The organism is Dysosmobacter sp. Sow4_B12, assembly GCF_052116665.1.
In the GTDB taxonomy this organism is placed as follows: Bacteria; Bacillota; Clostridia; order Oscillospirales; family Oscillospiraceae; genus Oscillibacter.
On sequence record NZ_JBQKKR010000012.1, the window covers coordinates 23,420 to 48,732 of the forward strand.

Genomic DNA, 25,313 nt, shown 5'->3' on the forward strand with positions numbered 1-25,313 from the left:
GTTGTATGATATTGACAGAAAACAGAACAAACCATAGGTATATAAATTTTGAACCAGGAGGTTTTGTTTATGGGTCAGCATCTGCCTTTGACCGTTCGCGTCCCCATTGACGCGGACAATCCCGCTATCCGCCGGCGGGAGGACCTTTGCATCAAGTGCGGAATGTGTAAGGAGGTCTGTACGCAGCAGATCGGCGTACACGGTACATATACCCTGGAGCAAACCGGCGGAAAGGCCATCTGCATCCACTGCGGTCAGTGTGCCAACGTCTGTCCGCCCGCCAGCATTACGGAAGTATATGAGTACCCGGCTGTCCGGGCCGCCGTGAAGGATCCGGACAAGGTGGTCATCGTCAGCACCTCCCCCTCCGTCCGTGCGGCATTGGGTGAGGAGTTCGGAATGCCCAAGGGCGCTTTCGTCCAGGGGAAAATGGTGGCCCTGCTGCGGGCTTTGGGCGCCGACTACGTGCTGGACACCAACTTTGCCGCCGACCTGACCATCGTGGAGGAGGCCAGCGAGCTGATCCAGCGCATCACCACCGGGGACAAGCCCCTACCCCAGTTCACCAGCTGCTGCCCCGCCTGGGTCAAGTTCGCGGAGACCTATTACCCGGAGCTGCTGCCCAACATCTCCAGCGCCAAGAGCCCCATCGGGATGCAGGGCCCCACCATCAAGACCTACTTCGCCAAGAAGATGGGCATCGACCCGGAGAAGATCGTCAATGTGGCCCTGACTCCCTGCACGGCCAAGAAGTTTGAAATTCGCCGCTCCGAGATGAACGCGGCAGGCAAGAAGCTGGGCATCCCCACCATGCGGGACATGGACCAGGTCATCACCACCCGGGAGCTGGCCCTGTGGGCCAAGGAGGAGGGCGTTGACTTCGCCTCCCTGCCGGAGAGCGACTATGACCGCCTGATGGGCGAGGCCTCCGGCGCGGGCGTCATCTTCGGCAATACCGGCGGCGTCATGGAGGCCGCCCTGCGGACGGCTTATGCCTTTATCACCGGCCAGCAGCCTCCGGAGGCTCTGCTGGACCTCCAGCCCGTCCGGGGCTACGACGGCATCCGGGAGGCCAGCTTGGACATCAGCGGTCTGACTGTGAACGTGGCCGTGGTCTACGGCACGGCCAACGCCCGGAAAATGATCGAGCGGGTGAAGTCCGGCGAGAAGCAGTACCATTTCATTGAAGTCATGACCTGCCCCGGCGGCTGCATCGGCGGCGGCGGTCAACCCAGGGATATCATGGCGGACGGCGACGAGGTCCGCAAGTCCCGTATCAGCAGCCTGTACCAGCGGGACGCCGGCATGCGGCTGCGTTTGAGTCACGAAAACCAGGAGATCCAACAGCTGTACGCTGAATTTTACGGTCAGCCGCTGAGTGAGCTGGCGGAAAAAATGCTGCACACAGCCTATCTGGATCGAAGCGGTGATTTGAAGCAAGGAGGAACAACGATGAAAAAGTGGAAATGCAAAGTATGCGGTTATATTTACGAGGGCGAGGAGCTGCCCGCGGACTTCACCTGCCCGCTGTGCCGGCAGCCCGCCTCCGCCTTTGAGTTGGTAGAGGAGGCTCCCGCGGCCGGTGCCTCTCCTTATGCCGGCACCAAGACCGAGAAGAACCTGGAGGAGGCCTTCGCCGGCGAGAGTCAGGCCCGGAACAAGTACACCTACTTCGCGCTGGTTGCCCAGCGGGAGGGCTATGAGGAGCTGGCAGAGCTGTTTTTGAAAACCGCCCGCAACGAGCAGGAGCACGCCCGTGTCTGGTTCCAGGAGCTGGGACATATCGGCACCTCCGCTGAAAACCTCCTGGCCGCCGCCGAGGGCGAAAACTACGAGTGGACCGATATGTATGACCGGATGGCCCGGGAAGCGGATGAAGAGGGCTTCCACGACCTGGCGGACCGCTTCCGCATGGTGGGCGCCATCGAAAAGCGCCACGAGGAGCGTTACCGCAAGCTGCTCAATGACGTGCAGATGAAGCAGGTTTTTGAAAAGAGCGGCCAGACCATGTGGGAGTGCCGTATCTGCGGTCACATTGTGGTGGGCACCAAGGCTCCGGACGTCTGCCCCGTGTGCAAATACAGCCAGGCGTATTTCGAAGTACATAAGATCTGACCCGTTAAATACACGCTTTCGATAAAAACACAACCACCGGCCGGTGGTTGTGTTTTTGATTGCCTATGCCTGGGGCATTTCCTTGCCCAGGCGCTTGTACATGGTTTTTTTCACCGCCCGGAGGATATTCTCATATCCGGTGCAGCGGCACAGGTGGCCGGAGAGGAGCTTGCGCAGCTCCTCGTCGGTATATTCCCTGCCGCTTTCCAAAATCTCCTCGGCGGTGAGGATAAAGCCGGGCGTACAGAAGCCGCACTGGATAGCCGCCTCCTCCACAAAGGCCTGCTGGATGTCGCTGAGCTCACCGTTGGGCCCCAGCAGCCCCTCCAGGGTGCGGATGCGCTTGCCCTCCGCCCAGACCGCCAGATAGATGCAGGAGTTGAAGGCCTCCCCGTCGATGAGGACGGTGCAGGCGCCGCACTCTCCCACCTCGCAGCCCTTTTTCACGGAGGTCAGGCGGTAATCGTTGCGGAGCATGTCGGTGAGGCTGGCCCGCACGTCCACGGTGCGCTCCACGTCCTTGCCGTTGAGATTGAAATGGACCGTCTGCATCTGGGCCATTACAGCTCACCTCCCGCTTTCTTCACAGATTCGATGAAGGCCCGCTTGGCGCTCTCCACCGCGATATGCATTCGGAAATCCCTGGCGGCACGCCAGGAGTCCCGGGGGTTGATATCCTCCTTCACCGCCTGGGCAAACCGCTCCGCCAGGTCCATGGAAAGGGGCTGCCCGGCAGCCAGAGCCTCGGCAGTCCTGGCCCGCAGAGGCACGGGGCCCGCCACGCCAAAGGCCACTCTCGCCCGCTCCACCCGCTTTTTGTCAGCGGAGAGGCGGACATTCACAGAGGTGCCCAGAGTGGCGATATCCATGGCGTTGCGCATGGCATACTTGATATAGTGGCCGAAGGTCTCCTCGTAGCTCTCCTTCGGAATGAGGATGGCGGTCTGGAGCTCGCCCTCCCGGATGTCCACCTTGCCGGCCCGGATATAAAACTCAGAGATCGGCTGGCGGCGGACGCCCTCCGGCCCCGTCAGCTCCACAACGGCGTCATAGGCATGGAGCGTGGAGGCGGAATCGGCGGAAGTGACGCCGTTGCAGGTGTTGCCGCCGATGGTACCGATGTTGCGGATCTGCGGACCGCCCACCTGGTCCACCGCCTCTCCCAGCACGTTCACGTACTTTTGGATAAGGGGGTCCTGGGTGATGTGGGAAAAACTGGAGAGGGAACCGATGCGCAGTGTCCCATCTTCCTCCAGGGACACGCCCCGCAGCTCATCCAGGCCGTAAATGGAGATTAGCTCCGCACCGGCCCGTTTCCCCTCCCGCATCTGGACCAGCACGTCGGAGCCGCCGGCGATGATCTGGGCCTCGGGATGGGCAAGACGGAGGGCCACGGCGTCGGCCACATCCACGGCCTGGTACAATGCTTTCATATCATACATAACGGGTTCCCTCCCTTAATCATTGATGAGGCCGGCCTCTTTGAAGGCGGCATAGAGGACATGGGGCGTGATGGGACAGCGGTCAATGGCAACGCCGGTGGCGTTTAAAATGGCGTTGCGGATGGCGGGAGCGCCGGAGCAGGCCGGCGGCTCGCCCAGGGACTTGGTGCCGTAGGGGGATGTGGGCTCCGGGTTTTCCACAAAGGCCGCCTGGAGGTGGGGATGGTCCATGAAGGTGGAGAGCTTGTAGTCCAGCAGGTTGTTGTTCAAAGGCTTTCCGGTCTTTTCATCGAACTTCAGCTCCTCGGAAAGGCCGTAGCCGATGGCCATGGACATACCGCCGTGGACCTGGGCCTCCGCCAGGGCGGGGTTGATGAGGGTGCCGCAGTCGTGGACGTTGACGATGTTCAAAAGCTTCACCTTGCACATGGGGATATCCACCTCCACCTCGGCAAAGGAACAGCCGAAGGAGTAGGCGTTGGACTTGATCTGTGCCGTGGTCTCGGCGGTAATATGCTGGCTGTGCTCCAGGGAGTACAGGCTCTCCGTGGCCAGGTCCCCTAGGGATTTGAGCACCCGGCCGTCGGACTTGCGGACGATCTGGCCGTCCACCAGGTCCAGGTTGGAAACAGGCATCCGGGTCTGCTCATGGGCAATGTTCAAAATGCGCTCCCGGAGAGCCTGGGCGGTCTGCATGATGGAAAAGCCGCCGATGTAGGTCTGGCGGGAGGCATAGGCGCCGGTGCCGAAGGGGGTGATGTCCGTGTCCTGGGTGGAGACCACGTGGACGTCTTTTAAGGGCACGCCCACGGCGTCCGCCACCATCTGGGAATAGGCGGTGTCACAGCCCTGGCCGATCTCCGTTTCGCCGGTCTGGAACTGGAGGGAGCCGTCCTGGTTGAGCACCATGCGGCAGGAGGAGGACTCCAGGGAGATGGGCCAGACGGCGGTATTGTACCAGAACACCGCCAGTCCCACGCCCCTGCGGACGGGGCCGGTCTGGTTCCGGTATTCCCGGAACTTGCGGGCATAGTCCATGATAGCCATGCCCTTGTCCATGCACTGGTTGAAGGTGTCGGTATACAGCTCGTTCTTGGAAAAGCCGTCCACATAGCCCACGGGCATGAGGTTCTTCCGGCGGAATTCCAGCGGCTCCATGCCGAGGCGTAAGCAGATGTCATCAATATGGCACTCCCCGGCGAACATGGCCTGGGGGATTCCGTAGCCCCGCATAGCGCCGGCGGCGGGACGGTTGGTGAACACGGACCAGCAGTCACACTCCAGATTGTCGCAGGGATAGAGCTGGGGGAAGGCGCCCATGCCCTTGGCCACCACGCCGTGGCCGTGGGAGGCGTAGGCTCCCTGGTTGGAAAAGGCCTCAAACTTCCGGGCCACCAGAGTGCCGTCCGGCCGGACATAGGAGATGATGTGAGTGCGGATGGCATGGCGGACACGGTTGGAGACAAAGGTCTCCTCCCGGCTGCACTCCAGCTTTACCAGATGCCCGCCCACCTGGGTGGAGCACCATGCGCACAAAGGCTCGTACAGGGCGTCCTGCTTGTTGCCGAAGCCTCCGCCGATATAGGGCTTGATAATGCGGACCTTGCCCCAGGAGATGCCCAGGGCCTGCCCCACCACCCGGCGGACGATGTGGGGGATCTGGGTGGAGCTGACCACCACCACCCGGCCCGCCTCCATATAGGCGAAGCACCCGTGGTTTTCAATATGGCAGTGCTGGACGGTGGGAGTGTCGTACCAGCCCTCCACCTTGATGAGCCCCGGCTCTTTCCGGGCTTCCTCGTAGTTTCCCCGGCGGATGTCCGTGTGCTTGAGCACGTTGCCGGGGAACTCCTCGTGGAGCTGGGGAGCATCCGGCTCCATGGCCTTCTGCACATCCAGCACGAAGGGCAGCTCCTCATACTCCACCTTCAACGCCCGGACCGCCTGGGCGGCGGACACCTCGTCCTCCGCGATGACCACCGCCACCTCGTCGCCGTAGTAGCGGACATGGCGGTTCAGCAGCAGCCGGTCCGCCACATCCTGGTGGGAGGGGTCTGTGGACCAGGGATGGCCCGCCGTGGGGAAGGGAATGTTGGGCACATCAAAGCAGGTCAAAATACGGACCACGCCGGAAATGTTCTCCGCCGCGGAGGTATCGATGGACTTGACATAGCCGTGGGCAATGCTCGCGTGGCAGATCTTTGCCACGTAGGCGCTCCGGTCACACAGGTCGTCCATATACTTGGCACGGCCGGTGGCCTTTTCATAGGCGTCCACGCGGACGACGCTTTTGCCGACACTTTTGTTCATAGGGCATGCCTCCTTATGGAATGAAGTCCCGCCTCCGGATTGACTTACGGGGCGGAAAACGGATATACTGAGACGCAGATGGGAGATGAGCAATTGGATACTTTAAAAATCGGATGCGTGGTCATGGCCGCCGGAAACGCCCGGCGCTTTGGGAACAACAAGCTGGCTTCCACGCTGGCGGGGCGGAGCCTGATCCAGCGTGCTTTGGAGGCAGTCCCGGCGGAGCTGTTTTCCTCCGTGGCGGTGGTGAGCCAATATCCCGAGATCATAAAACTTGCGGAGGAATTTTGTTTTACAGCTATTCGCAATGAACACCCGGACTACGGCATCAGCCATACCATTTCGCTGGGTCTGCGGGAACTGCGGGACTGCGACGGCGTGCTGTTTTCAGTATCTGACCAGCCGCTTTTGCGGCGGGAGAGCGTGGAAAAGCTGGTGGAACTGTGGAAGCGCCAGCCGGAAAAAATCGCGGCACTCAGCCACGGCGGAGTCCGGGGCAACCCCTGCCTCTTCCCCGCCCGGTTTTTCCCGGAGCTGCTGGCGCTGACAGAGGACCATGGCGGCAGCAGCGTCATCCGCCGCCACCAGGAGGACCTGGCGCTGCTGGAGGTAGATGCGCGTGAGCTGTACGACGTGGACACAGTTCAAGCGCTGGAGGAACTCACAAGAAAACAGCTTGCTTTATGAAGCGCGGCGGGGCGGTTGCCCCGCCGTTTCTTTTTACTTTCGGCTGTACGGTGTGCCTTCCAGCGGAAGGCTGGTACGGAGGCGGCCGTCATAGCGGCAGTAGGCGTCGGCAATGGCGGGAGCCGTGGGAATAGAGGTGATCTCACCGATGCCAATGGCGCCGCAGGCCACATTCAGCCCCTGCTTTTCCACAATGATGGGGGTGATCTCAGGGATCTGGTTGGCACGGAACAGGCCCAGAGTGCCGTACTTGGCGGTGGGCTTACAGTTATCAAGGGGATACCGCTCCGTCAGGGCGAAGCCCATGGACATGACCACGCCGCCTTCGATCTGTCCTTCGATGGAGGTGGGATTCACCGCCTTGCCCACGTCGTGGGCGGCCACCATCTGCTGGATGCGGCCCTCCTCATCCAGGATGCACACCTGGGTGGCGTAGCCGTAGGCAATATGGCTGACGGGATTGGGTACATCGGCGCCCAACGGGTCCGTCTTACCCAGGTACTCACCGTAAAATTCCTGTCCTTCCAGCTCTGCCAGGGTATGTTCCTTAAGTGCTTCCCGCAGGCCCTGGCAGGCCCGGCGGCAGGCCTCGCCGGTGAACAGCGTCTGTCGGGAGCCGGAGGTCGTGCCGGAATCCGGTGCGCAGTAGGTATTGGACCGCTCATAGACGATGTTTTCCCGGGGAATCCTCGTCTGGTCATAGACCATTTGGGCCAAGACAGTGCCCAGGCCCTGGCCGATACAGGAGGCGCCGGCAAAAATATGCAGTTTTCCGTCCCGGGCCACCAGGCGGACCCGGCCGGTGTCCGGGATGCCCACGCCCACGCCGGCGTTTTTCATGGCGCAGGCAATCCCGGCATACTTTGCTTCATCATAGTAGGGCTTCACCGCCTCCAACGTCTCCACCAGCCCGGTGGAATCGTCCACGATCTGGCCGTTGGGCAGCACCTGGCCGGGACGGATGGCGTTGCGGTAGCGGATCTCCCAGGGGGTGATGCCCACGATGTCCGCCATCTGGTTCAAAAGGCTCTCGATGCAAAAGCACGTCTGGGTAACGCCGAAGCCCCGGAAGGCGCCGGCGGGGGGATTGTTGGTGTAATAGGCCCAGCCGTCGATCTCGAAGTTCTGGTAATTATACGGTCCGGCGGCGTGGGTACAGGCACGCTCCAGCACCGGGCCGCCCAGAGAGGCGTACGCGCCGGTATCTGCGATGACCTCGGCGGCCACGCCCTGGATGATGCCGTTTTCGTCGCAGCCCAGGGAGAATTCCATCTCCATGGGGTGGCGCTTGGGATGGATGAGGATGCTCTCCGCCCGGGTGAGCTTCACCTTGACGGGGCGCTTGGCAAGATAGGCGATAAGGGCGGCATGGTGCTGAACGGTCACGTCCTCCTTGCCGCCGAAGCCGCCGCCCACCAGCTGGTTCTGGACCTTTACCAGCTCCGCCGGCAAGCCCAGCATACCCATGATCTCGTGCTGGGTATCGTAAGCGCCCTGGTCTGTGGAGAGGACCATGACGCCATCCCCATCGGGATAAGCCACGGCACACTCCGGCTCCAGGAAGGCGTGCTCCGTCCAGGGGGTGGAGAACCGCTGGGTCAGGACATGCTTGGACTTGGCGATGGCCTCCGCCGGGTTGCCCCGCTGGATGTGCTTGTGGGCCAGCAGGTTGCCGCTTTTATGGACCAGCGGCGCGTCCGGCAGCATGGCCTCCCGGGGGGAGCGGACCATGGGCAGCTCCTCATAGTCCACCTTCACCAACGCTTTGGCCCGGGCCAAAATCTCCGGAGTCTCGGCGGCCACCAGACAGATGGCATCGCCCAGATAATGGGTGATGTCTCCCACGTTGATCATGGTGTCCCAGTCCTTCATCAAGTGGCCAACCTTGTTCTTTCCGGGAATATCGGCGGCGGTGTAGACACCCACCACACCTGGCAGGGCCTCGGCCTCCTCCGTGTGGATGGCCAGCACACGGGCTCTGGGATAGGCGCTGCGGACGGCGGAGCCGTAGATCATGCCGTCCAGGTAAATATCATCGGGATAGACGCCGGTGCCTGTGACCTTCTCCTTCACATCCACCCGGGGCACCCGGGCACCCAGGGACCAGTCCTTGGGCGCCTCCGGCACCGTGCCGGCCCGGAACACCTCCGCCGCCAGCAAAATGGCGTCGATGATCTTCACATAGCCGGTGCAGCGGCAGATGTTGTTGCGGATGGCGAACGCCGCCTCCTCCCGTGTGGGGGACGGATTCTGGTCCAGCAGCCCCTTGGCGCACATGACCATGCCCGGGATGCAGAAGCCGCACTGAACGGCGCCGGCCGTGCCGAACGCATATGTATAGACATCCTTTTCAAAGTCCGAAAGGCCCTCCACCGTCACGATGGACTTGCCCTCCAGCTTGTCGGTCTGGGGAATGCAGGCCCGGGTGGGCTTGCCGTCGATGAGGACGGTGCAGGTGCCGCAGGCGCCCTCGCTGCAGCCGTCCTTCACGCTGGTCAGACGCAGCTCATCCCGCAGGAACCGCAGGAGCTTTTGATTTTTCTCCACGGTCACGGCCTGGCCGTTCACGGTAAAATTCGCCATGAATAAACCTCCTTGCCGTGCCCAACCCTGGTCCCACGGACTGTTTTTTTATATTTTTTCAGAAAGGTCAACCTTTCCTCTCCGTTTCATTATACAATATTCACCGCTCCGGCGCAATCTCTGTTTGTTCAGTTCGCTGTTCTATCTTGAGCACAGCGGTGGAAGCTGCCACCCCACCGCCAGGGCACCCCGCCGGACGGTGATAACGGCGGTGGGCTCCAGGATATGATTGCTGACACCCAGGGGAAACTCCGGGGTCAAAACAGCGTCCCGCAGGGGATATTGGAAGCCATCTTCGTCGATCCCCTCCGCCCGGTCTCCCAGGCAGAAAGCGGAGAAAAGCCCCCACTCCACTGTTTTTTCAATGGTCAGAGATTCATTTTCCAGCACCGTCCAAACAAAGTCATCGTCATAGAGATAGCCCCTGGCCCCACGGCGGCGGATAAACAGCAGCGTCTGGAGATTCGCCAGGGTGTGGTCCAAGCGTTTTCCGCCGGTGCCGCCGTAGATGTAAATTTCCCCGCAGCCCCGGTCCAGCGCCGTCCTGACCGCCAACATAGTGTCCGTATCATCCTTTTCCACCGGGGAACGGTGGACGTTGGCAAAATCCGCCGGCTGGTCCATGGAGTCAAAATCTCCCAGCAGCAGGTCCGGCACAATGCCGGTCCGGCGGCAGACCAGATAGCCCGCGTCAGCGGCAATGACGAAGTCCCCTGCCGCAGGCCGCTCACGCAGGCCGTAAAAGGTCCCGGCGGCAAAAATAAAACAGCGTTTCATGGAACATCACTCCCGAAAGAGACCGGGGCGCCGCCAATGCGCGAAGCCCGCTCCCGTGTTGTTTTTCAGTATAGCATATTCCCCCCGCGCTGGCAAATGAATTGACCCGCCGCGATTGCGGCGGGCCGGGGTCATTCGATATGCTCCTCGCAGAAATTGTCCAGTACCCGGTAACCCATCTCCCCCGGTGCGGCCACCGGGAATTCAGCAATGCTCACCGGGTCGAACAGCGGACACAGCCGCTTTTCCGGCTCCAGCCGCAGTGCCGGTGTCCGGCCGCGGCGTTCGTTTTCTCCGCGCTTCATACACATCACCCCATCGGCAGTATGCGCAAAAACGGGGCGGATTATGAAAGCGCCCGCCATCTCAATCCTTTTCCATCAGCCGCAGGCCCGCGGTCTTATCTCCGGCGATGATCAGATGCGCGTCCGGCTGGAAGCGGTATTCCGGGTCCAACAGGGGCACGATCTCATCTCCAGTCTTGAGGCCCAGGATATTCACGTTATAACGGCGGCGGACATCCACCTGCGCCACGGTCTTTCCCTCCCATTCCTGGGGCGTTTCGATCTCCAAAATGGCGTATTTGGGCGTCAGCTCAATATAGTCGAAAGCGTTGTCAGCGGAAAAGCGCATGGCCACCCGGTGGGCCATATCCATCTCCGTGTGGATGACAAAGTCAGCGCCGATTTTCTTTAGGAATTTGATCTGCTTTTCCCGGTCCGCCCGGGCCACCACGCAGCGGGCCCCCAGGTCCTTCAGCGTGGCGGTGGCCTCCAGCGAGGTCTGGAAATCGTCGCTGACGCAGACAAAGCATACGTCAAAATTCCGCACGCCCAGAGAGGCCAGCACCTGCTCGTCCTGGCAGTCCCCCACGCAGGCGGCGGTGGCCACGGGCGCCAGCTTCGCCACCCGCTCCTCGTCCTGGTCCACCACCATGACCTCGTTTCCAAGCTCCATGAGCTTGTGGGTCAAATGGATACCGAACCGGCCCAGGCCGATCACCAAAAAGGATTTCATATCGTTCCAGCTCCTCTCAACCGATCAAAATCTTTTCCGGCACGTTCCGCAGATGGGCCCGGGGCCGGTCCCGGGTGATGGCCATGGCCACGGACATGCTGCCCACCCGTCCGGCAAACATCATCAGCGCCACCGTCACCTTGGAAAACGCCGGCAGCGTGGCGGTGATGCCCCGGGTAAGGCCCACGGTGCCCATGGCGGAAATGGATTCAAACAGGGCGTCGTCCAGCGCGATGCCCTGGAGGCACAGCACCATGCACCCGGCGATGCAGACCATAAAGTACATGCTGACGGCGGAGAAGGCCTTGTGGATATCCTCCTCGTCCAGCCGCCGGCCAAACAGATCCACATCCTCCCGGCGCCGCACCCGGGCCAGGGCGCTGAGCACCAGCACGGCAAAGGTGTTCACCTTGATGCCGCCGCCGGTGGAGCCGGACCCGGCGCCGATAAACATGAGGATCATGGTCAGCAGAGTGCCGCTCTGGCTGAGGGAGCGCAGGTCCACAGTGTTGAAGCCGGCGGTGCGGGGCGTCACCGCCTGGAACGCCGCCATCAACAGCTTGTCTCCGGCGGATGCGCCGGCAAAGGCGTGACCGCCCTCCAGAATGTAAAAGGCGATGCCGCTCACAAGGAATACCAGCAGCGTGCCGGTGAAAGCAAGCTTGCTGTGGAGCCGCCAGCGGCGGAAGCGGGTCCCGTGGGTCAAGATGTCATCCCATACCAAAAATCCCAGGCCGCCGGCGATGATGAGCAGAATGAGCACGATGTTCAGATACGGCTCCCCCGCCGCCGAGGTCAGCGACGCGCCGGTGCCCAGCAGGTCAAAGCCCGCGTTGCAGAAGGCGGAGACCGCGTGGAACACAGCCATCCAGACGCCCCGCAGGCCGTACCGGGGCAAGAACCACACCAGCAGCGCCGCCGCGCCGGCTCCCTCGCACACCACCGTCACCTTCAGCGCCCGGCGGGTCAGCCGCACCACGCCGCCCATCTGCAAGGCGCCCACGGAGTCCATGAGGATGGAACGCCGGTGGAGACCGATGCGCCGCCCCAGGAAAATAGACACCAGGGCGGAGACCGTCATGAAGCTGAGGCCGCCGATCTGGATGAGCACCAGGATCACCGCTTGACCAAACAGGGAGAACTGGGTCCAGGTATCGCACAGCACCAGTCCCGTGACACAGGAGGCGGAGGTGGCGGTAAACAAGGCGTCCAGAAACGGCAGGCTGGCGCGGTCCCGGGAAGCCCAGGGCAGCATCAGCAGCAGCGCCCCCAGCAAAATGAGGCAGGCAAAGCTCAGCGCCAGACTCTGCACGGCGTTGAGGGTAAAACGGCGGCGTTCCATGGGTCCCTCCTTCTGTGAAAGCTGTTCATAATGTGGCTATTATACCCCTATTCCGCCTGCATTTCAACCCAGCGCGGTCCGCCCCGTTGCATCCGGCTGAATCCCTGTGGTATACTGAGAAAAAACACCACGGAGGACAGCTATGCACGCAGTTTTATTCGTCTGTCACGGCAGGATTTACCGGGCATGATGAAAAGTCTCAAATCGTCTTATAAGTCCCGAAAATAAGCGTTTTTTGTGTTTCGCTCTCAATTTTACCAAAGATTTACCAATATTTCTGGAGAGTCAGACTTGCGAAAATATGGAACCAGAATGAGGAGAAAATCAAAATGAGCGATTTATTAACTTGTGAATTTAATATCGATACTGCCTGTGTGGAGCTTTGCTTCGCTGATGGCAGCATGATTTCTATAGACTGCACCGCCGTTGAGAACGAGGTCGCAGACAATATGTACCAGAGGTCAGAGCTTGACTATCTGATATACAATGACCCGGTAGCCTATGCGAATTTAATTCTCAATGGTGACCCGGAAACATACTTGAAAACCGTTACGGAATACAACCCTTTGGACTGATTACCAGAGATAAAGCAAGCCGTCTGTGCGGGCATGAGAAATGCTCGTACAGACGGCTTTTTAGGTGAGTATCTGTTTTCAAATGATAATTTTTATTGCTTGACCGATTCGGTTATTGGTGCTATACTCTAAATAACCGAATCGGTTATTATGTAAAAAGGAGAAAATGAATTGGACAAATTTTTGGCCCTGACCGAAGAAAAGAGAACGGCTATTCTCAATGCGGCGCTCCAGTGTTTCGGCAAGTTTGGTTATGAAAAAGCCTCAATCAATGATATTGCGGTAGCCGCACACATTTCCAAAGCGTCTGTGTTTCAGTATTTCGGCAGTAAAAAGCAGCTCTACATTTACCTACTGGAATACTGCAAGAAAATCATAGAGGGAATATTTGACAAGGAAGCCCTCAATTCCCAAACAGATTTGTTCGACAGAATCCTGGCATCCAGCCGCATGGAAATGGAGAGCTTCCAAAACCAGCCCTTTATTTTGCAGTTTATTACCAGCGTCTGGGAGGAAACCTCTCCGGAAGTAGCCGATGCGCTGGTGATTCTGACCGAGGAAGTCTGCAAATTCAGAAACGATATGGTTCTTCGGGAAGATGATGCGCTGAAGTTCAAAAACCCGGAGGATGCCCAGCCGGTCTTTCAAATGCTGCTTCTGATGGCCGAGGGCTATGCGGCCCGGTACCGTGGGGCGGCGGCCTTCGATTTTCAGGCTGTCATGGAGGATTTTGAGGAGAACATCGCAATTCTGCGGAAAAATTTTTATAAGGAGGAGTATCAAAAATGAGTGAGCAAGCAATCGTCTTAAACCAGCTGACCAAGCACTATGGAACCCATCGGGGGATCAACGACCTCAGTTTCTCGGTGAATGAGGGCGAGTTTTTCGGCTTCATTGGCCCCAACGGTGCAGGAAAATCCACCACCATCCGCACGCTGATGGGCCTGATCCATCCCAGCGGCGGCAACGCCTCTATTTTCGGCCTGGACTGTCAGACCAAGGCCAGTGTCATTGCCAGAGATGTGGGCTACCTTCCCAGCGAGAACAGCTATTATGAAAACATGAAGGTGCGGGACCTGCTGCAATACACCGCTGACCTGTACGGCATGGACTGCGAAACGAAAATGTATGAGCTTTCTGAGCGCCTTAATCTGGATCTGACCCGGAAAATCGCAGACCTGTCTCTGGGTAACAAGAAAAAGGTGGGGATTGTGTCTGCCATCATGACCTCGCCCAAGCTGCTGATTATGGACGAGCCCACCAGCGGCTTAGACCCGCTGATCCAGCAGGCCTTCTACGATATTCTGAAGGAGGAGAACAGCCGGGGAACCACCATTTTCTTCTCATCCCATGTCCTCAGCGAAGTACAGAAGCTGTGTGACCGGGTGGCAATCTTAAAAGAAGGCAAACTCGTGGGCATTCAGTCCATCAAAGAGCTTCGGGAAAGCGGCTATAAAAAGGTCAGCCTCACCGCCAAAACAACCATTCCCCGTGACTTCTGGGGCTTGCCCGGCATTGCCAACTACACCGAGAGTCCTGACAAGACCTCTGTTTCCTTTATGTATAACGGCAATATCACAGCGATCATCGACAAGCTTCACCTGCTGCATTTGGACGATGTGCTTTTGGAAGAGCCCTCTTTGGAGGAAATCTTCATGCACTACTATGCGTAAGGAGGTGTCAGGCATGGTCATTTTGAAATATGAACTGAAAAGACATCGAACCTATATCCTGGGCTGGGCTATCGCCTTGGCACTGTGTATTTTTTTGATGACGCCGACTTATTACAGCTTTCTGGATGCTGCCTCCGTGGAACTCTTTGAAACCATGGGCACCACGGACTTTTACAGGAGTGTCGGCGTATCGATGGAATACCTAACCTCTCCGCTGGGCATTTATGGGTTCCTGACCAGCTTTTTCATGATTGCCTCCGGCATTTTTGGGATGCACTTCGGCATTTCCATTCACACCAGAGAATGTACGGAAGGAACCTCGGAATATCTGTTTACAAAGCCCTTTCCCCGGAAAGCAATTTATTGGGCAAAGGCATTGACCGTGTTTGTCGGCGTGGCAATCGTTGGTGCGGCGTATCTGCTGGCTTCCCTTTTCGCCATGGCAATATTCCGTTCCGGAACTCCCTGGGGAGAGTTTTTCCTGATTGCCCTGTCCCTGACCCTTGTTACGCTGTTCTTCGCTGCAATGGGTCTGATGGTGGGAGTTTTGTTTTCCCGCAACCGCAGTCCGCTGCTGACTGCCGGTTTGGTTGTGTTCGTTGAGTATTGCATTACCAGCTTCTCCAACATCGTCAGTAACCGGGCTATCAGTTTTCTGTCTCCCTACTCGTTCTTCGGAGCCGCCGAGATCTCCAAAGCCGGCTTCTATGACCTCCGGTATCTTGGGTGGTGCGTGCTGCTGTTTGCCTTGTTTTTGGTGCTTTCTTACGGTGTCTTTCTGAAAAAAGACATTCAGTTCCGCAGCTAAGGAGGTGTGAACATGAAAATATTGATTAAAAATGAGTTTCGTCAAACCAGAAGACTTTTGCTGATCTGGCTGGGAATCATGCTGCTTCTGTGCGGTTTCTGCTATTTTGAGCTTCTGTCCCTACAGGACAGTCTGGATGAAATGGCCGCGATGGTCAGCCAATTTCCGAGACTGATCATGATTATGTTCGGAGTCAAAGGCGACTTGACGACATCCACCGGCTGGTATGTGTGCATCTATTTCTGGGAGGGACTGCTGGCGTTTCCCTATGCCATGTCTTTGGGACTGTCCTGTGTGGCAAAGGAAAAGAAATTCGGAACATCGGAATACCTGTTCACAAAGCCTGTGAAGCGGAAAACCATTGTTCTGGCGAAGGTGATCGTCTCGGCAGTGAACCTGCTGGTGTTCGCCCTGTTCAGTGGCGTGTGCAATTATTTCACAATTGTTCTTCCTTTGGGTGGTCTGGATCAGCCGGGAGCGGTGCTTTCCACAACGATGGGAATGTTCTTTACCCAGATCCTCTTTTTTGCCCTGGGGCTGCTGTTTGCCAGCGTGCTCCTGTCCTATAGGGCTGCGGTGCGGACAGGAACAATTTCCATGCTGGCTGCCTATGCGTTGGCCTTTACTGCCGAGTACACAGGTAATCATTTTCTGGACTTTCTGACCCCATTGCGTTATTTTGATGTGTACGAGGTAGCACTGCACGGTTTCCACCTTCCCTATATCTTCTTAACAATCGTTGTGGCAGGCATTTGTGTCGCAGCTGCCCTGAAACAATGGAAACGGCGGGAATTGTGATTTTACATGAATCGTGTATCTTGAAAAAGGCAGCTAACGATATATGGAGGAAATATTTATGTTACGACCAAAAGAAGTAGTATGTAAATGGGTAGATGCGTTCAATAATCACGATGTAGAAGCAATCGTGAGCTTGTACCATGATAACGCAACCAACCATCAAGTGACAAATGATCCCGTGATTGGGATAGATGCAATCCGAGAAATGTTTACAACAGAATTTGCCACTGCCGATATGACTGCCATTGTAGAGAACATCTTTGAAGATGGACAGTGGGCGATTTTAGAATGGAAGGATCCTCTGGGACTGCGGGGATGCGGCTTCTTCCATGTTGTAAATGGTAAAATTCTGTTCCAGAGAGGATATTGGGATAAGCTGTCCTTTTTGAAGCAGCATAATTTACCTATTGAATCGTTGTGAAAAAGTGAACAAAGCACGAAGTTGAAGGGATCAGTAAAATGGAGCGAGGAAGAATTATCGTAATTACAGGCCCTCCGGGAACTGGAAAATCGACAGTATCAGCTATTGTTGCGAAGGAATCCTGTATGGAAAAATCAGTGCATATGCATACCGATGATTTTTACCATTACCTGAGCAAAGGGGCAATATTGCCGCATTTGCCGGAATCCAATGAGCAAAACCTGATTGTGATCGAGGCCTTTTTAGAAGCCGCAAAGCGTTATGCCCGTGGTGGATATGATGTAATCGTGGATGGAATTATCGGCCCGTGGTTTTTGCAGCCTTGGTTAAATATCGTTCACGAAGGCTATGAAGTACATTATATCATTTTGAGAGCAAGCAAGGAGGAAACCCTGAACCGGGCGACTGGACGTTTGAAATTGGATAGCGAAACAAATACTGAATTGGTAGAAGTGATGTGGGAGCAATTCCATCATCTTGGAGTATATGAGCGGAATGCTATAGACACAACAAATGATTCGATTCAGGATACAGTTTCCGCAATAAACGAGAAAATTTCAAATAAAACAGCGTTGTTATTGTAACGGAATACCACCAGCGAAAAACCGCTGCTACATGGAATTAAAACCATGCGGCAGCGGCTTTTTTATTTCCGGGCTTTATTCTTATGACTTGGGAAACTCTTTAAAATGCAATACCCCTGTGCAGGTCAAGGGCGGCAGCCTTGCCCAGTTAAGTGGCGTTGCGCCGCTTAGTACTGGGTATTACTTGGCGCAGAAATGCAGCAAGGAAGCAGCTTCGCTGCCCCTCCCCCTGCGGGGAAAATCTTTAAAAAACGGAGGAACCAAATTTGAAACTGACAAAACACAACGGTCGTGCCGGAAAGAATGGCGTTTACAATCCCAAGCACAATGACCGTAATTTTGATGTGAGCAACAGCGAGCACATTGACGAGCAGCGAGCCGAACACAACATCTACTGGGACTGCTACAACGGTTATCGGCAGCTGGCAGAAAAGAACAGTGACGAGATTGAGCTGGCTTCTACTTTTGAAGAAGTCGAGCAGATTTATTATCACACCCATTATTCTGATTACACGGACGGACAGAATGCCCGTAATGAAAAGAACCGACACACGGAGCGCAACCGCACTACAGATGAAATCCTGAAAAATAAAAAGACCTGCCCGGAGGAAAGTTTGCTCCAAATCGGAAAGATGGAGGAACACGCTTCTGCGGAAACCCTCTTTCTGGTGGCTACGGAATTTTTTGCGGAGCTGGAAAGACGCTTCGGCTCCCATGTCCACATTTTGGACTGGGCATTGCACATTGATGAAAGCACGCCTCACATCCATGAACGTCATGTCTTTGACTGTGAAAATCAGTACGGGGAGCTTTGTCCCCAGCAGGAGAAAGCTTTGGAAGCCCTTGGCTTTGAACTGCCGGAGCCGGACAAGAAGCTGGGTCGCCACAACAATAGAAAAATGGTCTATGATGCCGCCTGCCGGGCTTTGCTGTTCGATATTTGCAGGAAGCACGGATTGCAGCTGGAGGAGGAGCCGGAGTACGGCGGTCGCAAGTATCTGGAAAAGCAGGACTTCATTCTTGCCAAGCAGAAGGAGCAGCTGGTGGCTCAGTCTCAGACGATTCAGGAGCAGGAAGCCGTCATTCAGGAAAAGGAAGAAAAGCTGGACGAGCTGACCTTGAAGCTGGATGATGTGGAAGCTCTGATTGATGATGTTTCCGAGATTGCCTATGATAAGGCGGTGGAGGTTGTGACCGATACCGTCAGGGTGGAAACACACAAGCCAGATGGAGAATGTATTTGAGGTCTTTTGAAGTCCGTTGCCGGACTTCGTTGCTGACCGTTCTCTGCCTGGCACATTTCATTTATGGAGGATAAATGCCTATGACGAAAAATATGGAGATTCCTGTTTGGCGCAGATATACGCTGACCATTGAAGAAGCTGCCGGATATTACCACATCGGAGAAGGAAAGCTGCGGATGCTCATTGACGGGCATCCCAACGAGGATTTCTATGTGATGAACGGAAACCGTGCCCTCATTAAGCGTGAGAAATTCGAGCGGTATCTGGATCAGGCAACGGCAGTATAAAAAAGTGCTTGGCAGAATTGCCGATTTCCTATGATAGACCTATACGGAGAGCCAAACTTGTGCTATTATAACGGTGCAAGTCTGGCTCTCCTTTTACAGTAAAGGAGAGATTTCAATGAGTGAAAAAAGACGAGATAACCGCAATCGGATTTTGCATGAAGGCGAGTACCAGCGTGCAGACGGGAGGTATCGGTTCCGTTACATTGACGAGGACGGAAAAGAGAAAAATGTGTACAGTTGGCGTTTGGACAAAAACGACCCCATGCCCAAAGGCAAGAAACGGGAGCTTTCGCTGCGAGAGAAAGAAAAGCAGATTGAAGCGGATTTGTTTGACCACATCGTAACCAACGGAGGCAATTACACGGTGCTGGAACTGGTGGAGAAGTATGTGTCCCTGAAAACGGGTGTCCGGCACAATACCGTTGCCGGGTACAAGACGGTAATCAATGTTCTGAAAAAAGAAGCATTCGGGAAACAGCGCATTGACAAGGTGCATTTATCGGATGCAAAGGCGTGGCTCATCAAGCTTCAGCAGGTGGACGGCAGGGGCTACAGCTCCATTCATTCCATCCGGGGCGTTCTCAGACCGGCTTTTCAGATGGCGGTGGACGATGACCTGATTCGCAAAAATCCCTTTGGATTTGAGCTGGCATCGGTGATTGTCAACGATTCCGTAACCAGAGAAGCCATCACCCGGAAGCAGGAGCGGGAGCTGCTGAAATTCATCAAGGAAGATGCACATTTCAGCAGATACTACGATGCAATCTATATTCTTTTTCATACCGGGCTTCGTATTTCCGAGTTCTGCGGACTGACGGTTTCTGAGATTGAGTTTGATGAAATGCGTATCAAGGTAGACCATCAGTTGCAGCGCACCTCCCAGATGAAATATGTGATTGAGGAGCCTAAGACAGAGAGCGGTACCCGCTATGTGCCGATGACCGAAGAAGTTGCAGCCTGTTTCCGCAGAATCATTGCCAGTCGTGAAGCACCGAAGGTCGAGCCAATGGTGGATGGGTATATCCGCTTCCTGTGTCTGGATAAAAACGATATGCCAAAGGTAGCCCTGCACTGGGAGAAGTATTTGGAACACATCGTTGAAAAGTACAACAAGATTTACCGCATCCAGATGCCGAAAGTAACCCCTCATGTATGCCGACACACATTTTGCTCCAACATGGCAAAATCCGGAATGAACCCGAAGACATTGCAGTATATCATGGGTCACTCAGACATCAGCGTAACCCTGAATGTCTACGCCCATGTAAACTTCGATGATGCCAAAGCCGAGGTGCTTCGGGTAGCGAATGGCTGAAAAAGCCCGTTGGTAAAGCCGCTGACTATACCAATGAATTTACCAATATTGCAGGGAAAAACATGAGAAGATACGGGACGATTTGAGAAGATACCCCGGAAACAGCAGGGGTATCAAAACCCGAAAAACCCTGTGATACCAAGCATTTGAGAAGAAATACAAGACTTATATGGAGTTATAAAAAGATGATAAAAGTACTATTTATATGCCATGGGAATATCTGCCGCAGTCCTATGGCGGAGTTCGTCATGAAGGACCTGGTCCGTAAGGCCGGAGCAGATACGGAATTTTTCATTGCCTCCGCCGCCACCAGCACGGAGGAGATCGGCAATCCCGTCTACCCACCCGCCCGCAGAAAGCTGGCGGAGCACGGTATCGGCTGCGCCGGAAAGACCGCCCGCCAGCTGCGGCGGGAGGACTATGACCGCTTTGACCTGCTCATCGGCATGGACGGCGCCAATCTGCGGAACATGCGCCGCATCTGCGGCGGCGACCCGGAGGGAAAGCTCTCTTTGCTGCTGGACTGGACCGGCCGGCCCGGCGATGTGGCGGACCCCTGGTACACCGGAGATTTTGAGGCCACCTGGCGGGACGTCCTGGCGGGATGCCAGGGCCTTCTGGCCGCTTTAATAAAAAAAGCATGAGCGCCAAAAGTGCTCATGCTTTTTTATTTCGTCCTTACAGCGGCGGGCGCAAAATTTCCCCGCTTTTTCTGTGGACAATTGCATGCTTTTATCGTATACTTGCTCTAACCAGTATTATTTCAATTTATGCTAAATATAAGTAAAAACAATACTGCACAGGAGGAGTGGTTCGATGTCTGAAAGCTACGCCGGCAAGATCAACCGCAAGCTGCTGAAAAAGCAGCGCATCATCAACGCTGCTGCCGGACGGGAACCGGCGGACCTGGTTTTGAAAAACGCCACCTACGTGAACGTATTTTCCAATGAGCTGTGCACGGCGGACATCGCCGTGGCGGAGGGGCTCATCGTGGGCATGGGAAGCTACACCGGCACTGAGGAAGTGGACTGCTCCGGAAGGATCGTGCTGCCGGGCTTTCTGGACGCCCACATCCACCTGGAAAGCTCCCTGGTCTCCCCCAAGGAATTTGTGAAGGCGGTGCTGCCCCACGGCACCACCACCGTCATCACGGACCCCCACGAGATCGCCAATGTCATGGGCACCGACGGCATCGAGTACATGCTGCAGGCCACGGAAGACCTGCCGGTGGACGTGCGGTTCATGCTGCCCTCCTGCGTGCCGGCCACGCCTCTGGATGAATCCGGCGCCGTGCTGGACTACCGCAGCCTGGACAGCTTTTACGACCACCCCAGGGTCCAGGGACTGGCGGAGATGATGAACTTCGTGGGCACCATCGCCGGGGACGACCAATGTGTGGAGAAGATCGTAGCGGCCCAGGCCCACCACAAGAAAATCGACGGCCATGCCCCGGACCTGCAGGGCAACGACCTCAACGCCTACATCGCCGCCGGCGTGTACTCCGACCACGAGTGCCATGACCTAAAGGACGCCATCGCCAAGCTGGAGCGGGGCCAGTTCATCATGATCCGGGAGGGCACCGCCGCCCGGAACCTGGAGGCCCTAATGCCCCTGCTGTGCGGCAAGTACGCCGAGCGGTGCATGTTCTGCACGGATGACAAGCACCCCAACGACCTGCTGGAAAAGGGCCACATCGACTATATCGTGAAAAAGGCCATCTCCCTGGGAGCGGACCCCATCATCGCCGTGAAGGTGGCCTGCCACAACGCCGCCCGGTATTTCCTGCTGAATAACCGGGGCGCCATCGCGCCGGGCTATCTGGGGGACTTCGTCATCATCGACAATTTCCAGAATTTCCACATTGAAAAAGTCTTTAAAAAGGGCGAACTGATGGTGGAAAACGGCGTGGTGCGGGACTTCCCCGCTCCCGCCATCGAGCCCTACCTGGTAGAGCGGGCCCACAGCACCTTCCATGTGGGCACCCTCACCGCCGGCGACTTTACCGAGCGCCGTCCCCGGGGCATCATCGCCATGGTCAACGGCGAGATCACCACCGAGGACGCCGGCTACTCCGACCGCATCGATGTGGAATACGACGTGCTGAAGATCGCTGTGGTGGAGCGCCACAAAAACACCCACCACATCGGCATCGGCTTCCTCCAGGGCTACGGCTTGAAGTCCGGCGCCGTGGCCACCTCCATCTCCCACGATTCCCACAACATCATCGTGGTGGGCACCAGCGAGGCCGATATGGCTGCCGCCGCCAACCGGGTGGCGGAGCTGGGCGGCGGCATCGTGGTGTGGGACGGAGGCGCGCCCATCGCGGAGGTGCCTTTGGCCATCGCCGGCATCATGAGCGACGAGCCGCTGGTAGAGGTGAACGAAAAGCTGGAAGATGCCAAGGAGAAGGCCTTCGCCCTGGGCGTCTCCCGGGGCATCGACCCATTTATGACCCTCAGCTTCATGGCCCTTCCGGTGATCCCCACCCTGCGCATCACCACCCGGGGCGTGTTCGATGTGTCCCAGCAGACGTACGTGTAAGCCCTCCGCCGCCCCGGCGAACGCCGGGGCGGCGGTTTGTCAACGGAGCGTTGTTTGCCTTTTTCCCGCGGCTTTGGTATCCTGCAGATGAGGTGAGCGGTATGAATCCACAAGAAACCGGCAGACTGATCTCCCGCCTGCGGAGAGAGCGGGGTCTGACCCAGCGTCAGGTTGCGGAGGCGCTGCATGTCAGCGCCCAGGCCGTCAGCAAATGGGAGCGGGGCTTGGGCTGCCCGGACGTCAGCCTGCTGCCGCCGCTGGCCGGAATATTCGGGGTCAGCGCGGAACGCCTGCTGGCAGGCGACCTGGCCCCCAACGATTTGGAGGTCGGCAATTTGAAAAAGCTAAAAATCTATCTGTGCCCGGACTGCGGCAACATCGTCACCGCCGCCGCGGAGGGCGAATTCCATTGCTGCGGCCGAAAGCTGGAGCCCTTGACACCCCGTCCCGCCGACGAGGCCCACGCTGCGTCTGTCCAGCCGGTGGAGGAGGACCTGTACGTCACCTTCTCCCACCCCATGGAGAAGGGCCACTTCATCCGGTTCGCCCTGTGGCTGGGAATTGACCGGATGCTGCTGGTGCGTCTGTACCCGGAGCAGGGCAGCGAGTTCCGCATCCCCAACCTGCGCGGCGGCGGCAAGCTGTACCTTTGCTGCAGCCGGGACGGACTGTACGAGGTGCCTCTGTGAGCGCCGTGTTCACACCTGTGGACCGGGCCTCCTGGCCCCGGCGGCAGGCCTTCTGGTACTATACCGAGGCGGCCCCCACCGCCTATTCCATTACCTGCCGGGTGGAGGTGACCAATGCCCGCCGGGCCCTCAAGGACGCGGGACTGCGGTTTTTCCCGGCGTATTTGTGGCTGGTGACAGAGGCCATTTCCCACCAGAGCGCCCTGCGGCTGGCGGAGCGGGACAGTGTTCCGGGCCACTGGAACCAGCTGGCGCCCGCCTACCCAAGGCTCTGCCGGGAGGACGGCTCCACCGCCCTGCTCTGGACGGAGCACCGTGATTCCTTCCGGGCCTTTCACGAGGCCTATCTGGGGGACTGCGCCCGCTATCCCGCCAGGGGTGACCTGCTTACAGAGAAGGGCCCGCCGCCGGAAAACAGCTACGTCATCTCCTGCATTCCCTGGTTCACCTTTGACAGCTTCGCTCTTCAAACCCAGCGGCCCAAGGGGTACTTTTTCCCCAGCTTCGAGGCGGGCGCCTTCCAGGAACGGGATGGACAGGTGTGGATGCCCCTGTCCATCACCGCCCACCACGCCGCCGCGGACGGCTGGCACCTAAAGGGCTTTTTGGAAGAGTTGACCTCCGCCTTCGCCGCGCCGGAAGCGTGGATGGACAAATAGGCTTATCCGCGGGCTTTTTCCTCCAGCCATGTGAGGGTGGAGTAATACAGCATCACCAGAGCTGAAGAAAGCAAAACGCCCGCCAGGATGTCCGTGAACCAGTGCACACCGGAGAGCAGTCTTCCCACCACCGTCACCACGATCAGCAAAACAGCGGCACCGTCCAGAAACATACGCAGCCCCTTCTTTTCCGGAAGCAGGCGGCGGAACTGCATGACGGCCGTGCTCATGACGCAGATGACGAGCATCGTGTGGGAGGAGGGATAGGATGCCTCCAGCTCGGTATGCAGGATGATGGGCCGGTAATTGACCACCACACACTCGAAAAGCACGTAAACAGCGGCGGCAGCCACATAAAACGCCCCCAGCAGCAGGATGCCGCCATCCACCTTGAGAAGGCTTTTCCGCCGCAGCAGCTGCGTAAGGCCCACAAGCGCGAAGCCGCACGCGGTCAGCAGGGCGGCCACACCCAGCCAGTCCGTCACCGCGTACCATCCCAGGTGGACTCCCAGGCGCTGAAAGACGAATTGGTTGAGGGCCGCCAATCCAACAGAGGACCCTTTCGGTCCGATGGCTTTTACGTCAACGGTTTTCACGATACACGTGAACAGCAAAAATGACAGAAACAGCAATCCTGTAATGGTGAAATTTTTTCTGTGTTTGTTTTTCATGGTTTTTCTCCTCATGATTCGTATTTCGCAGCCTGCGCGTTCATCTTCTCCCCGTGGGAGGCAAAAGGCGAGAAACCTGTCGTCACAACAGGAAAAGAGCTCTGACACGTTTCGTGTCAGAGTTCTTTTTGCGTACGTGAGGCACTGCTAGTTCGTTTTTCCCTCTTTTACCAGCAGAAAAACCTTTCCCACAAACAGCAGGAACAAAAATGTCGCAGCGTACGGCTCCCTCGCCGCGATGAAAAAGCAGATGCATATAACGCTCAACGCCATGGAAGCCTTTGCCGCGGCGGAAGCACACCGTTCCTTCTCAAAACGGACCAATCCCAGCCTTACCGCGCCAAGGGCCGTCATGACCACAGCCATGACCCAAAAGACTGCCAGGTTAAACGGAGTCGTGGAGGTATAACGCGGCAGACTGACAGAATAAATGTATCCATCCGCAGCCTCCCCGTACAACGGCAAGAAAATGAGCGCAGCCGCCATAAGATCCAGAACGCCGCCGGCTCCGAGGGAAAAGCGTTTCAATTTTGCGCTGCTCTCCCTCTGGGCCAGGGTGAGCAGCTCCTCCCCCGACAGCAGGTCGTCGATGGAAACAGAGAATACCCCCGAGATGGCCTTCAGAGAATCAATACCGGGGTAGCCCTTTCCGCTCTCCCACTTTGAAACAGCCGTTCTGGACACATACAGCTTCGCTGCAAGCTGCTCCTGGGTGAGGCCATGCCGCTTTCTCAGCAGCTGCAGTTTCTCGCCAAATTCCATAATTTCCGCCTGC

General features: G+C 57.2%; 27 protein-coding genes. 17 read left to right on the forward strand and 10 right to left on the reverse strand.

The window, feature by feature from the left end; all coding sequences use genetic code 11:
• The first annotated feature begins 69 nt into the window (after positions 1-69).
• A complete protein-coding gene (rbr, locus tag ACTQ4R_RS10255; RefSeq protein ID WP_441628365.1) occupies positions 70-2,115 on the forward strand; it encodes a rubrerythrin in 2,046 nt (681 codons plus the stop codon).
• 63 nt (positions 2,116-2,178) lie between these two features.
• Here rbr and xdhC read toward each other — a convergent pair whose 3' ends face one another.
• From xdhC to xdhA, 3 genes are read right to left on the reverse strand one after another with little or no spacing between them, the layout of a single operon-like run.
• Positions 2,179-2,676, reverse strand: a complete 498-nt coding sequence (gene xdhC, locus ACTQ4R_RS10260; protein WP_441628367.1) for a xanthine dehydrogenase subunit XdhC — start codon at positions 2,674-2,676, stop codon at positions 2,179-2,181.
• Positions 2,676-3,557: a xanthine dehydrogenase subunit XdhB gene (xdhB, locus tag ACTQ4R_RS10265; protein ID WP_441628369.1), complete on the reverse strand. Its 882-nt coding sequence runs from the start codon at positions 3,555-3,557 to the stop codon at positions 2,676-2,678. Before xdhB ends, xdhC begins: the two co-directional genes overlap by 1 nt.
• Positions 3,558-3,572: 15 nt before the next feature.
• A complete protein-coding gene (gene xdhA, locus ACTQ4R_RS10270) occupies positions 3,573-5,867 on the reverse strand; it encodes a xanthine dehydrogenase subunit XdhA (RefSeq protein ID WP_441628371.1) in 2,295 nt (764 codons plus the stop codon).
• Positions 5,868-5,960: 93 nt separating this feature from the next.
• On the opposite strand from xdhA, the gene ACTQ4R_RS10275 reads away from it, so the two are divergent.
• Positions 5,961-6,554, forward strand: a complete 594-nt coding sequence (locus tag ACTQ4R_RS10275) for a nucleotidyltransferase family protein (protein ID WP_441628373.1) — start codon at positions 5,961-5,963, stop codon at positions 6,552-6,554.
• Positions 6,555-6,587: 33 nt separating this feature from the next.
• Here ACTQ4R_RS10275 and xdh read toward each other — a convergent pair whose 3' ends face one another.
• The 5 genes from xdh to ACTQ4R_RS10300 all read right to left on the reverse strand — a co-directional run bounded on the left by xdh (position 6,588) and on the right by ACTQ4R_RS10300 (position 12,273).
• A complete protein-coding gene (gene xdh, locus ACTQ4R_RS10280) occupies positions 6,588-9,137 on the reverse strand; it encodes a selenium-dependent xanthine dehydrogenase (protein ID WP_441628375.1) in 2,550 nt (849 codons plus the stop codon).
• A gap of 141 nt (positions 9,138-9,278) precedes the next feature.
• The gene (locus ACTQ4R_RS10285; RefSeq protein WP_441628377.1) at positions 9,279-9,914 is read right to left on the reverse strand and encodes a thiamine diphosphokinase; all 636 of its coding nucleotides are present in this window, start codon (positions 9,912-9,914) and stop codon (positions 9,279-9,281) included.
• 131 nt (positions 9,915-10,045) lie between these two features.
• Positions 10,046-10,219 carry a hypothetical protein gene (locus tag ACTQ4R_RS10290; protein ID WP_441628379.1) on the reverse strand — a complete coding sequence of 58 codons (174 nt, stop codon included), beginning with the start codon at positions 10,217-10,219 and terminating at the stop codon, positions 10,046-10,048.
• Between the two features lie 61 nt (positions 10,220-10,280).
• Positions 10,281-10,931 carry a potassium channel family protein gene (locus ACTQ4R_RS10295; RefSeq protein WP_441628381.1) on the reverse strand — a complete coding sequence of 217 codons (651 nt, stop codon included), beginning with the start codon at positions 10,929-10,931 and terminating at the stop codon, positions 10,281-10,283.
• A gap of 16 nt (positions 10,932-10,947) precedes the next feature.
• Positions 10,948-12,273, reverse strand: a complete 1,326-nt coding sequence (locus ACTQ4R_RS10300) for a TrkH family potassium uptake protein (RefSeq protein ID WP_441628383.1) — start codon at positions 12,271-12,273, stop codon at positions 10,948-10,950.
• A gap of 329 nt (positions 12,274-12,602) precedes the next feature.
• On the opposite strand from ACTQ4R_RS10300, the gene ACTQ4R_RS10305 reads away from it, so the two are divergent.
• From ACTQ4R_RS10305 to ACTQ4R_RS10375, 15 genes are all read left to right on the forward strand, one after another.
• Positions 12,603-12,848 carry a DUF6061 family protein gene (locus tag ACTQ4R_RS10305; protein ID WP_022030134.1) on the forward strand — a complete coding sequence of 82 codons (246 nt, stop codon included), beginning with the start codon at positions 12,603-12,605 and terminating at the stop codon, positions 12,846-12,848.
• Between the two features lie 171 nt (positions 12,849-13,019).
• Positions 13,020-13,637, forward strand: coding sequence for a TetR/AcrR family transcriptional regulator (locus ACTQ4R_RS10310; RefSeq protein WP_022030133.1), 618 nt, complete (start codon positions 13,020-13,022; stop codon positions 13,635-13,637).
• Positions 13,634-14,521 (forward strand): ABC transporter ATP-binding protein, encoded by an 888-nt coding sequence (locus ACTQ4R_RS10315; RefSeq protein ID WP_022030132.1) that lies wholly within the window; start codon positions 13,634-13,636, stop codon positions 14,519-14,521. The genes ACTQ4R_RS10310 and ACTQ4R_RS10315 overlap by 4 nt, the downstream gene beginning before the upstream one ends.
• 13 nt (positions 14,522-14,534) lie before the next feature.
• Entirely contained in the window at positions 14,535-15,329 is a 795-nt protein-coding gene (locus ACTQ4R_RS10320) for an ABC transporter permease subunit (RefSeq protein WP_022030131.1), read from the forward strand.
• Positions 15,330-15,341: 12 nt separating this feature from the next.
• Complete coding sequence (locus tag ACTQ4R_RS10325; protein WP_022030130.1) at positions 15,342-16,127, forward strand: ABC transporter permease subunit; 786 nt, start codon at positions 15,342-15,344, stop codon at positions 16,125-16,127.
• 58 nt (positions 16,128-16,185) lie between these two features.
• A complete protein-coding gene (locus tag ACTQ4R_RS10330; RefSeq protein WP_022030129.1) occupies positions 16,186-16,548 on the forward strand; it encodes a nuclear transport factor 2 family protein in 363 nt (120 codons plus the stop codon).
• A 38-nt stretch (positions 16,549-16,586) separates the two neighbouring features.
• Positions 16,587-17,132 (forward strand): AAA family ATPase, encoded by a 546-nt coding sequence (locus tag ACTQ4R_RS10335; protein WP_083424723.1) that lies wholly within the window; start codon positions 16,587-16,589, stop codon positions 17,130-17,132.
• A gap of 31 nt (positions 17,133-17,163) precedes the next feature.
• Positions 17,164-17,463, forward strand: coding sequence for a hypothetical protein (locus ACTQ4R_RS10340; protein ID WP_441628388.1), 300 nt, complete (start codon positions 17,164-17,166; stop codon positions 17,461-17,463).
• A complete protein-coding gene (locus ACTQ4R_RS10345) occupies positions 17,399-18,376 on the forward strand; it encodes a serine/arginine repetitive matrix protein 2 (RefSeq protein WP_441628390.1) in 978 nt (325 codons plus the stop codon). The genes ACTQ4R_RS10340 and ACTQ4R_RS10345 overlap by 65 nt, the downstream gene beginning before the upstream one ends.
• Positions 18,377-18,456: 80 nt before the next feature.
• Positions 18,457-18,663, forward strand: a complete 207-nt coding sequence (locus ACTQ4R_RS10350; RefSeq protein ID WP_022030122.1) for an excisionase — start codon at positions 18,457-18,459, stop codon at positions 18,661-18,663.
• A gap of 115 nt (positions 18,664-18,778) precedes the next feature.
• Positions 18,779-19,978, forward strand: coding sequence for a site-specific integrase (locus ACTQ4R_RS10355; protein ID WP_022030121.1), 1,200 nt, complete (start codon positions 18,779-18,781; stop codon positions 19,976-19,978).
• Between the two features lie 185 nt (positions 19,979-20,163).
• Positions 20,164-20,622, forward strand: a complete 459-nt coding sequence (locus tag ACTQ4R_RS10360; protein WP_441628393.1) for a low molecular weight protein-tyrosine-phosphatase — start codon at positions 20,164-20,166, stop codon at positions 20,620-20,622.
• A gap of 172 nt (positions 20,623-20,794) precedes the next feature.
• Complete coding sequence (gene ade, locus ACTQ4R_RS10365; RefSeq protein WP_441628395.1) at positions 20,795-22,519, forward strand: adenine deaminase; 1,725 nt, start codon at positions 20,795-20,797, stop codon at positions 22,517-22,519.
• A gap of 101 nt (positions 22,520-22,620) precedes the next feature.
• Positions 22,621-23,208, forward strand: a complete 588-nt coding sequence (locus ACTQ4R_RS10370; RefSeq protein WP_441628397.1) for a helix-turn-helix domain-containing protein — start codon at positions 22,621-22,623, stop codon at positions 23,206-23,208.
• The gene (locus tag ACTQ4R_RS10375; RefSeq protein WP_441628399.1) at positions 23,205-23,867 is read left to right on the forward strand and encodes a CatA-like O-acetyltransferase; all 663 of its coding nucleotides are present in this window, start codon (positions 23,205-23,207) and stop codon (positions 23,865-23,867) included. Before ACTQ4R_RS10370 ends, ACTQ4R_RS10375 begins: the two co-directional genes overlap by 4 nt.
• A 2-nt stretch (positions 23,868-23,869) precedes the next feature.
• Here ACTQ4R_RS10375 and ACTQ4R_RS10380 read toward each other — a convergent pair whose 3' ends face one another.
• Complete coding sequence (locus ACTQ4R_RS10380) at positions 23,870-24,463, reverse strand: phosphatase PAP2 family protein (protein WP_441628401.1); 594 nt, start codon at positions 24,461-24,463, stop codon at positions 23,870-23,872.
• Positions 24,464-24,685: 222 nt separating this feature from the next.
• Positions 24,686-25,300: a helix-turn-helix domain-containing protein gene (locus tag ACTQ4R_RS10385; RefSeq protein ID WP_441628403.1), complete on the reverse strand. Its 615-nt coding sequence runs from the start codon at positions 25,298-25,300 to the stop codon at positions 24,686-24,688.
• Positions 25,301-25,313: the final 13 nt, after the last annotated feature.

Excerpts from the sequence above, each read along its gene's own strand:
- ACTQ4R_RS10305 (WP_022030134.1), top strand. The coding sequence starts at position 12,603 with ATGAGCGATTTATTAACTTGTGAATTTAATATCGATACTGCCTGTGTG.
- ACTQ4R_RS10385 (WP_441628403.1), bottom strand. The coding sequence starts at position 25,300 with ATGGAATTTGGCGAGAAACTGCAGCTGCTGAGAAAGCGGCATGGCCTC.
- ACTQ4R_RS10300 (WP_441628383.1), bottom strand. The coding sequence starts at position 12,273 with ATGGAACGCCGCCGTTTTACCCTCAACGCCGTGCAGAGTCTGGCGCTG.
- xdh (WP_441628375.1), bottom strand. The coding sequence starts at position 9,137 with ATGGCGAATTTTACCGTGAACGGCCAGGCCGTGACCGTGGAGAAAAAT.
- ACTQ4R_RS10350 (WP_022030122.1), top strand. The coding sequence starts at position 18,457 with ATGACGAAAAATATGGAGATTCCTGTTTGGCGCAGATATACGCTGACC.
- ACTQ4R_RS10290 (WP_441628379.1), bottom strand. The coding sequence starts at position 10,219 with ATGAAGCGCGGAGAAAACGAACGCCGCGGCCGGACACCGGCACTGCGG.
- xdhB (WP_441628369.1), bottom strand. The coding sequence starts at position 3,557 with ATGTATGATATGAAAGCATTGTACCAGGCCGTGGATGTGGCCGACGCC.
- ACTQ4R_RS10335 (WP_083424723.1), top strand. The coding sequence starts at position 16,587 with ATGGAGCGAGGAAGAATTATCGTAATTACAGGCCCTCCGGGAACTGGA.
- ACTQ4R_RS10295 (WP_441628381.1), bottom strand. The coding sequence starts at position 10,931 with ATGAAATCCTTTTTGGTGATCGGCCTGGGCCGGTTCGGTATCCATTTG.
- ACTQ4R_RS10325 (WP_022030130.1), top strand. The coding sequence starts at position 15,342 with ATGAAAATATTGATTAAAAATGAGTTTCGTCAAACCAGAAGACTTTTG.
- ACTQ4R_RS10370 (WP_441628397.1), top strand. The coding sequence starts at position 22,621 with ATGAATCCACAAGAAACCGGCAGACTGATCTCCCGCCTGCGGAGAGAG.
- ACTQ4R_RS10355 (WP_022030121.1), top strand. The coding sequence starts at position 18,779 with ATGAGTGAAAAAAGACGAGATAACCGCAATCGGATTTTGCATGAAGGC.
- ACTQ4R_RS10320 (WP_022030131.1), top strand. The coding sequence starts at position 14,535 with ATGGTCATTTTGAAATATGAACTGAAAAGACATCGAACCTATATCCTG.
- rbr (WP_441628365.1), top strand. The coding sequence starts at position 70 with ATGGGTCAGCATCTGCCTTTGACCGTTCGCGTCCCCATTGACGCGGAC.
- ACTQ4R_RS10315 (WP_022030132.1), top strand. The coding sequence starts at position 13,634 with ATGAGTGAGCAAGCAATCGTCTTAAACCAGCTGACCAAGCACTATGGA.
- ACTQ4R_RS10330 (WP_022030129.1), top strand. The coding sequence starts at position 16,186 with ATGTTACGACCAAAAGAAGTAGTATGTAAATGGGTAGATGCGTTCAAT.
- xdhA (WP_441628371.1), bottom strand. The coding sequence starts at position 5,867 with ATGAACAAAAGTGTCGGCAAAAGCGTCGTCCGCGTGGACGCCTATGAA.
- ade (WP_441628395.1), top strand. The coding sequence starts at position 20,795 with ATGTCTGAAAGCTACGCCGGCAAGATCAACCGCAAGCTGCTGAAAAAG.
- ACTQ4R_RS10340 (WP_441628388.1), top strand. The coding sequence starts at position 17,164 with ATGGAATTAAAACCATGCGGCAGCGGCTTTTTTATTTCCGGGCTTTAT.
- xdhC (WP_441628367.1), bottom strand. The coding sequence starts at position 2,676 with ATGGCCCAGATGCAGACGGTCCATTTCAATCTCAACGGCAAGGACGTG.
- ACTQ4R_RS10285 (WP_441628377.1), bottom strand. The coding sequence starts at position 9,914 with ATGAAACGCTGTTTTATTTTTGCCGCCGGGACCTTTTACGGCCTGCGT.
- ACTQ4R_RS10360 (WP_441628393.1), top strand. The coding sequence starts at position 20,164 with ATGATAAAAGTACTATTTATATGCCATGGGAATATCTGCCGCAGTCCT.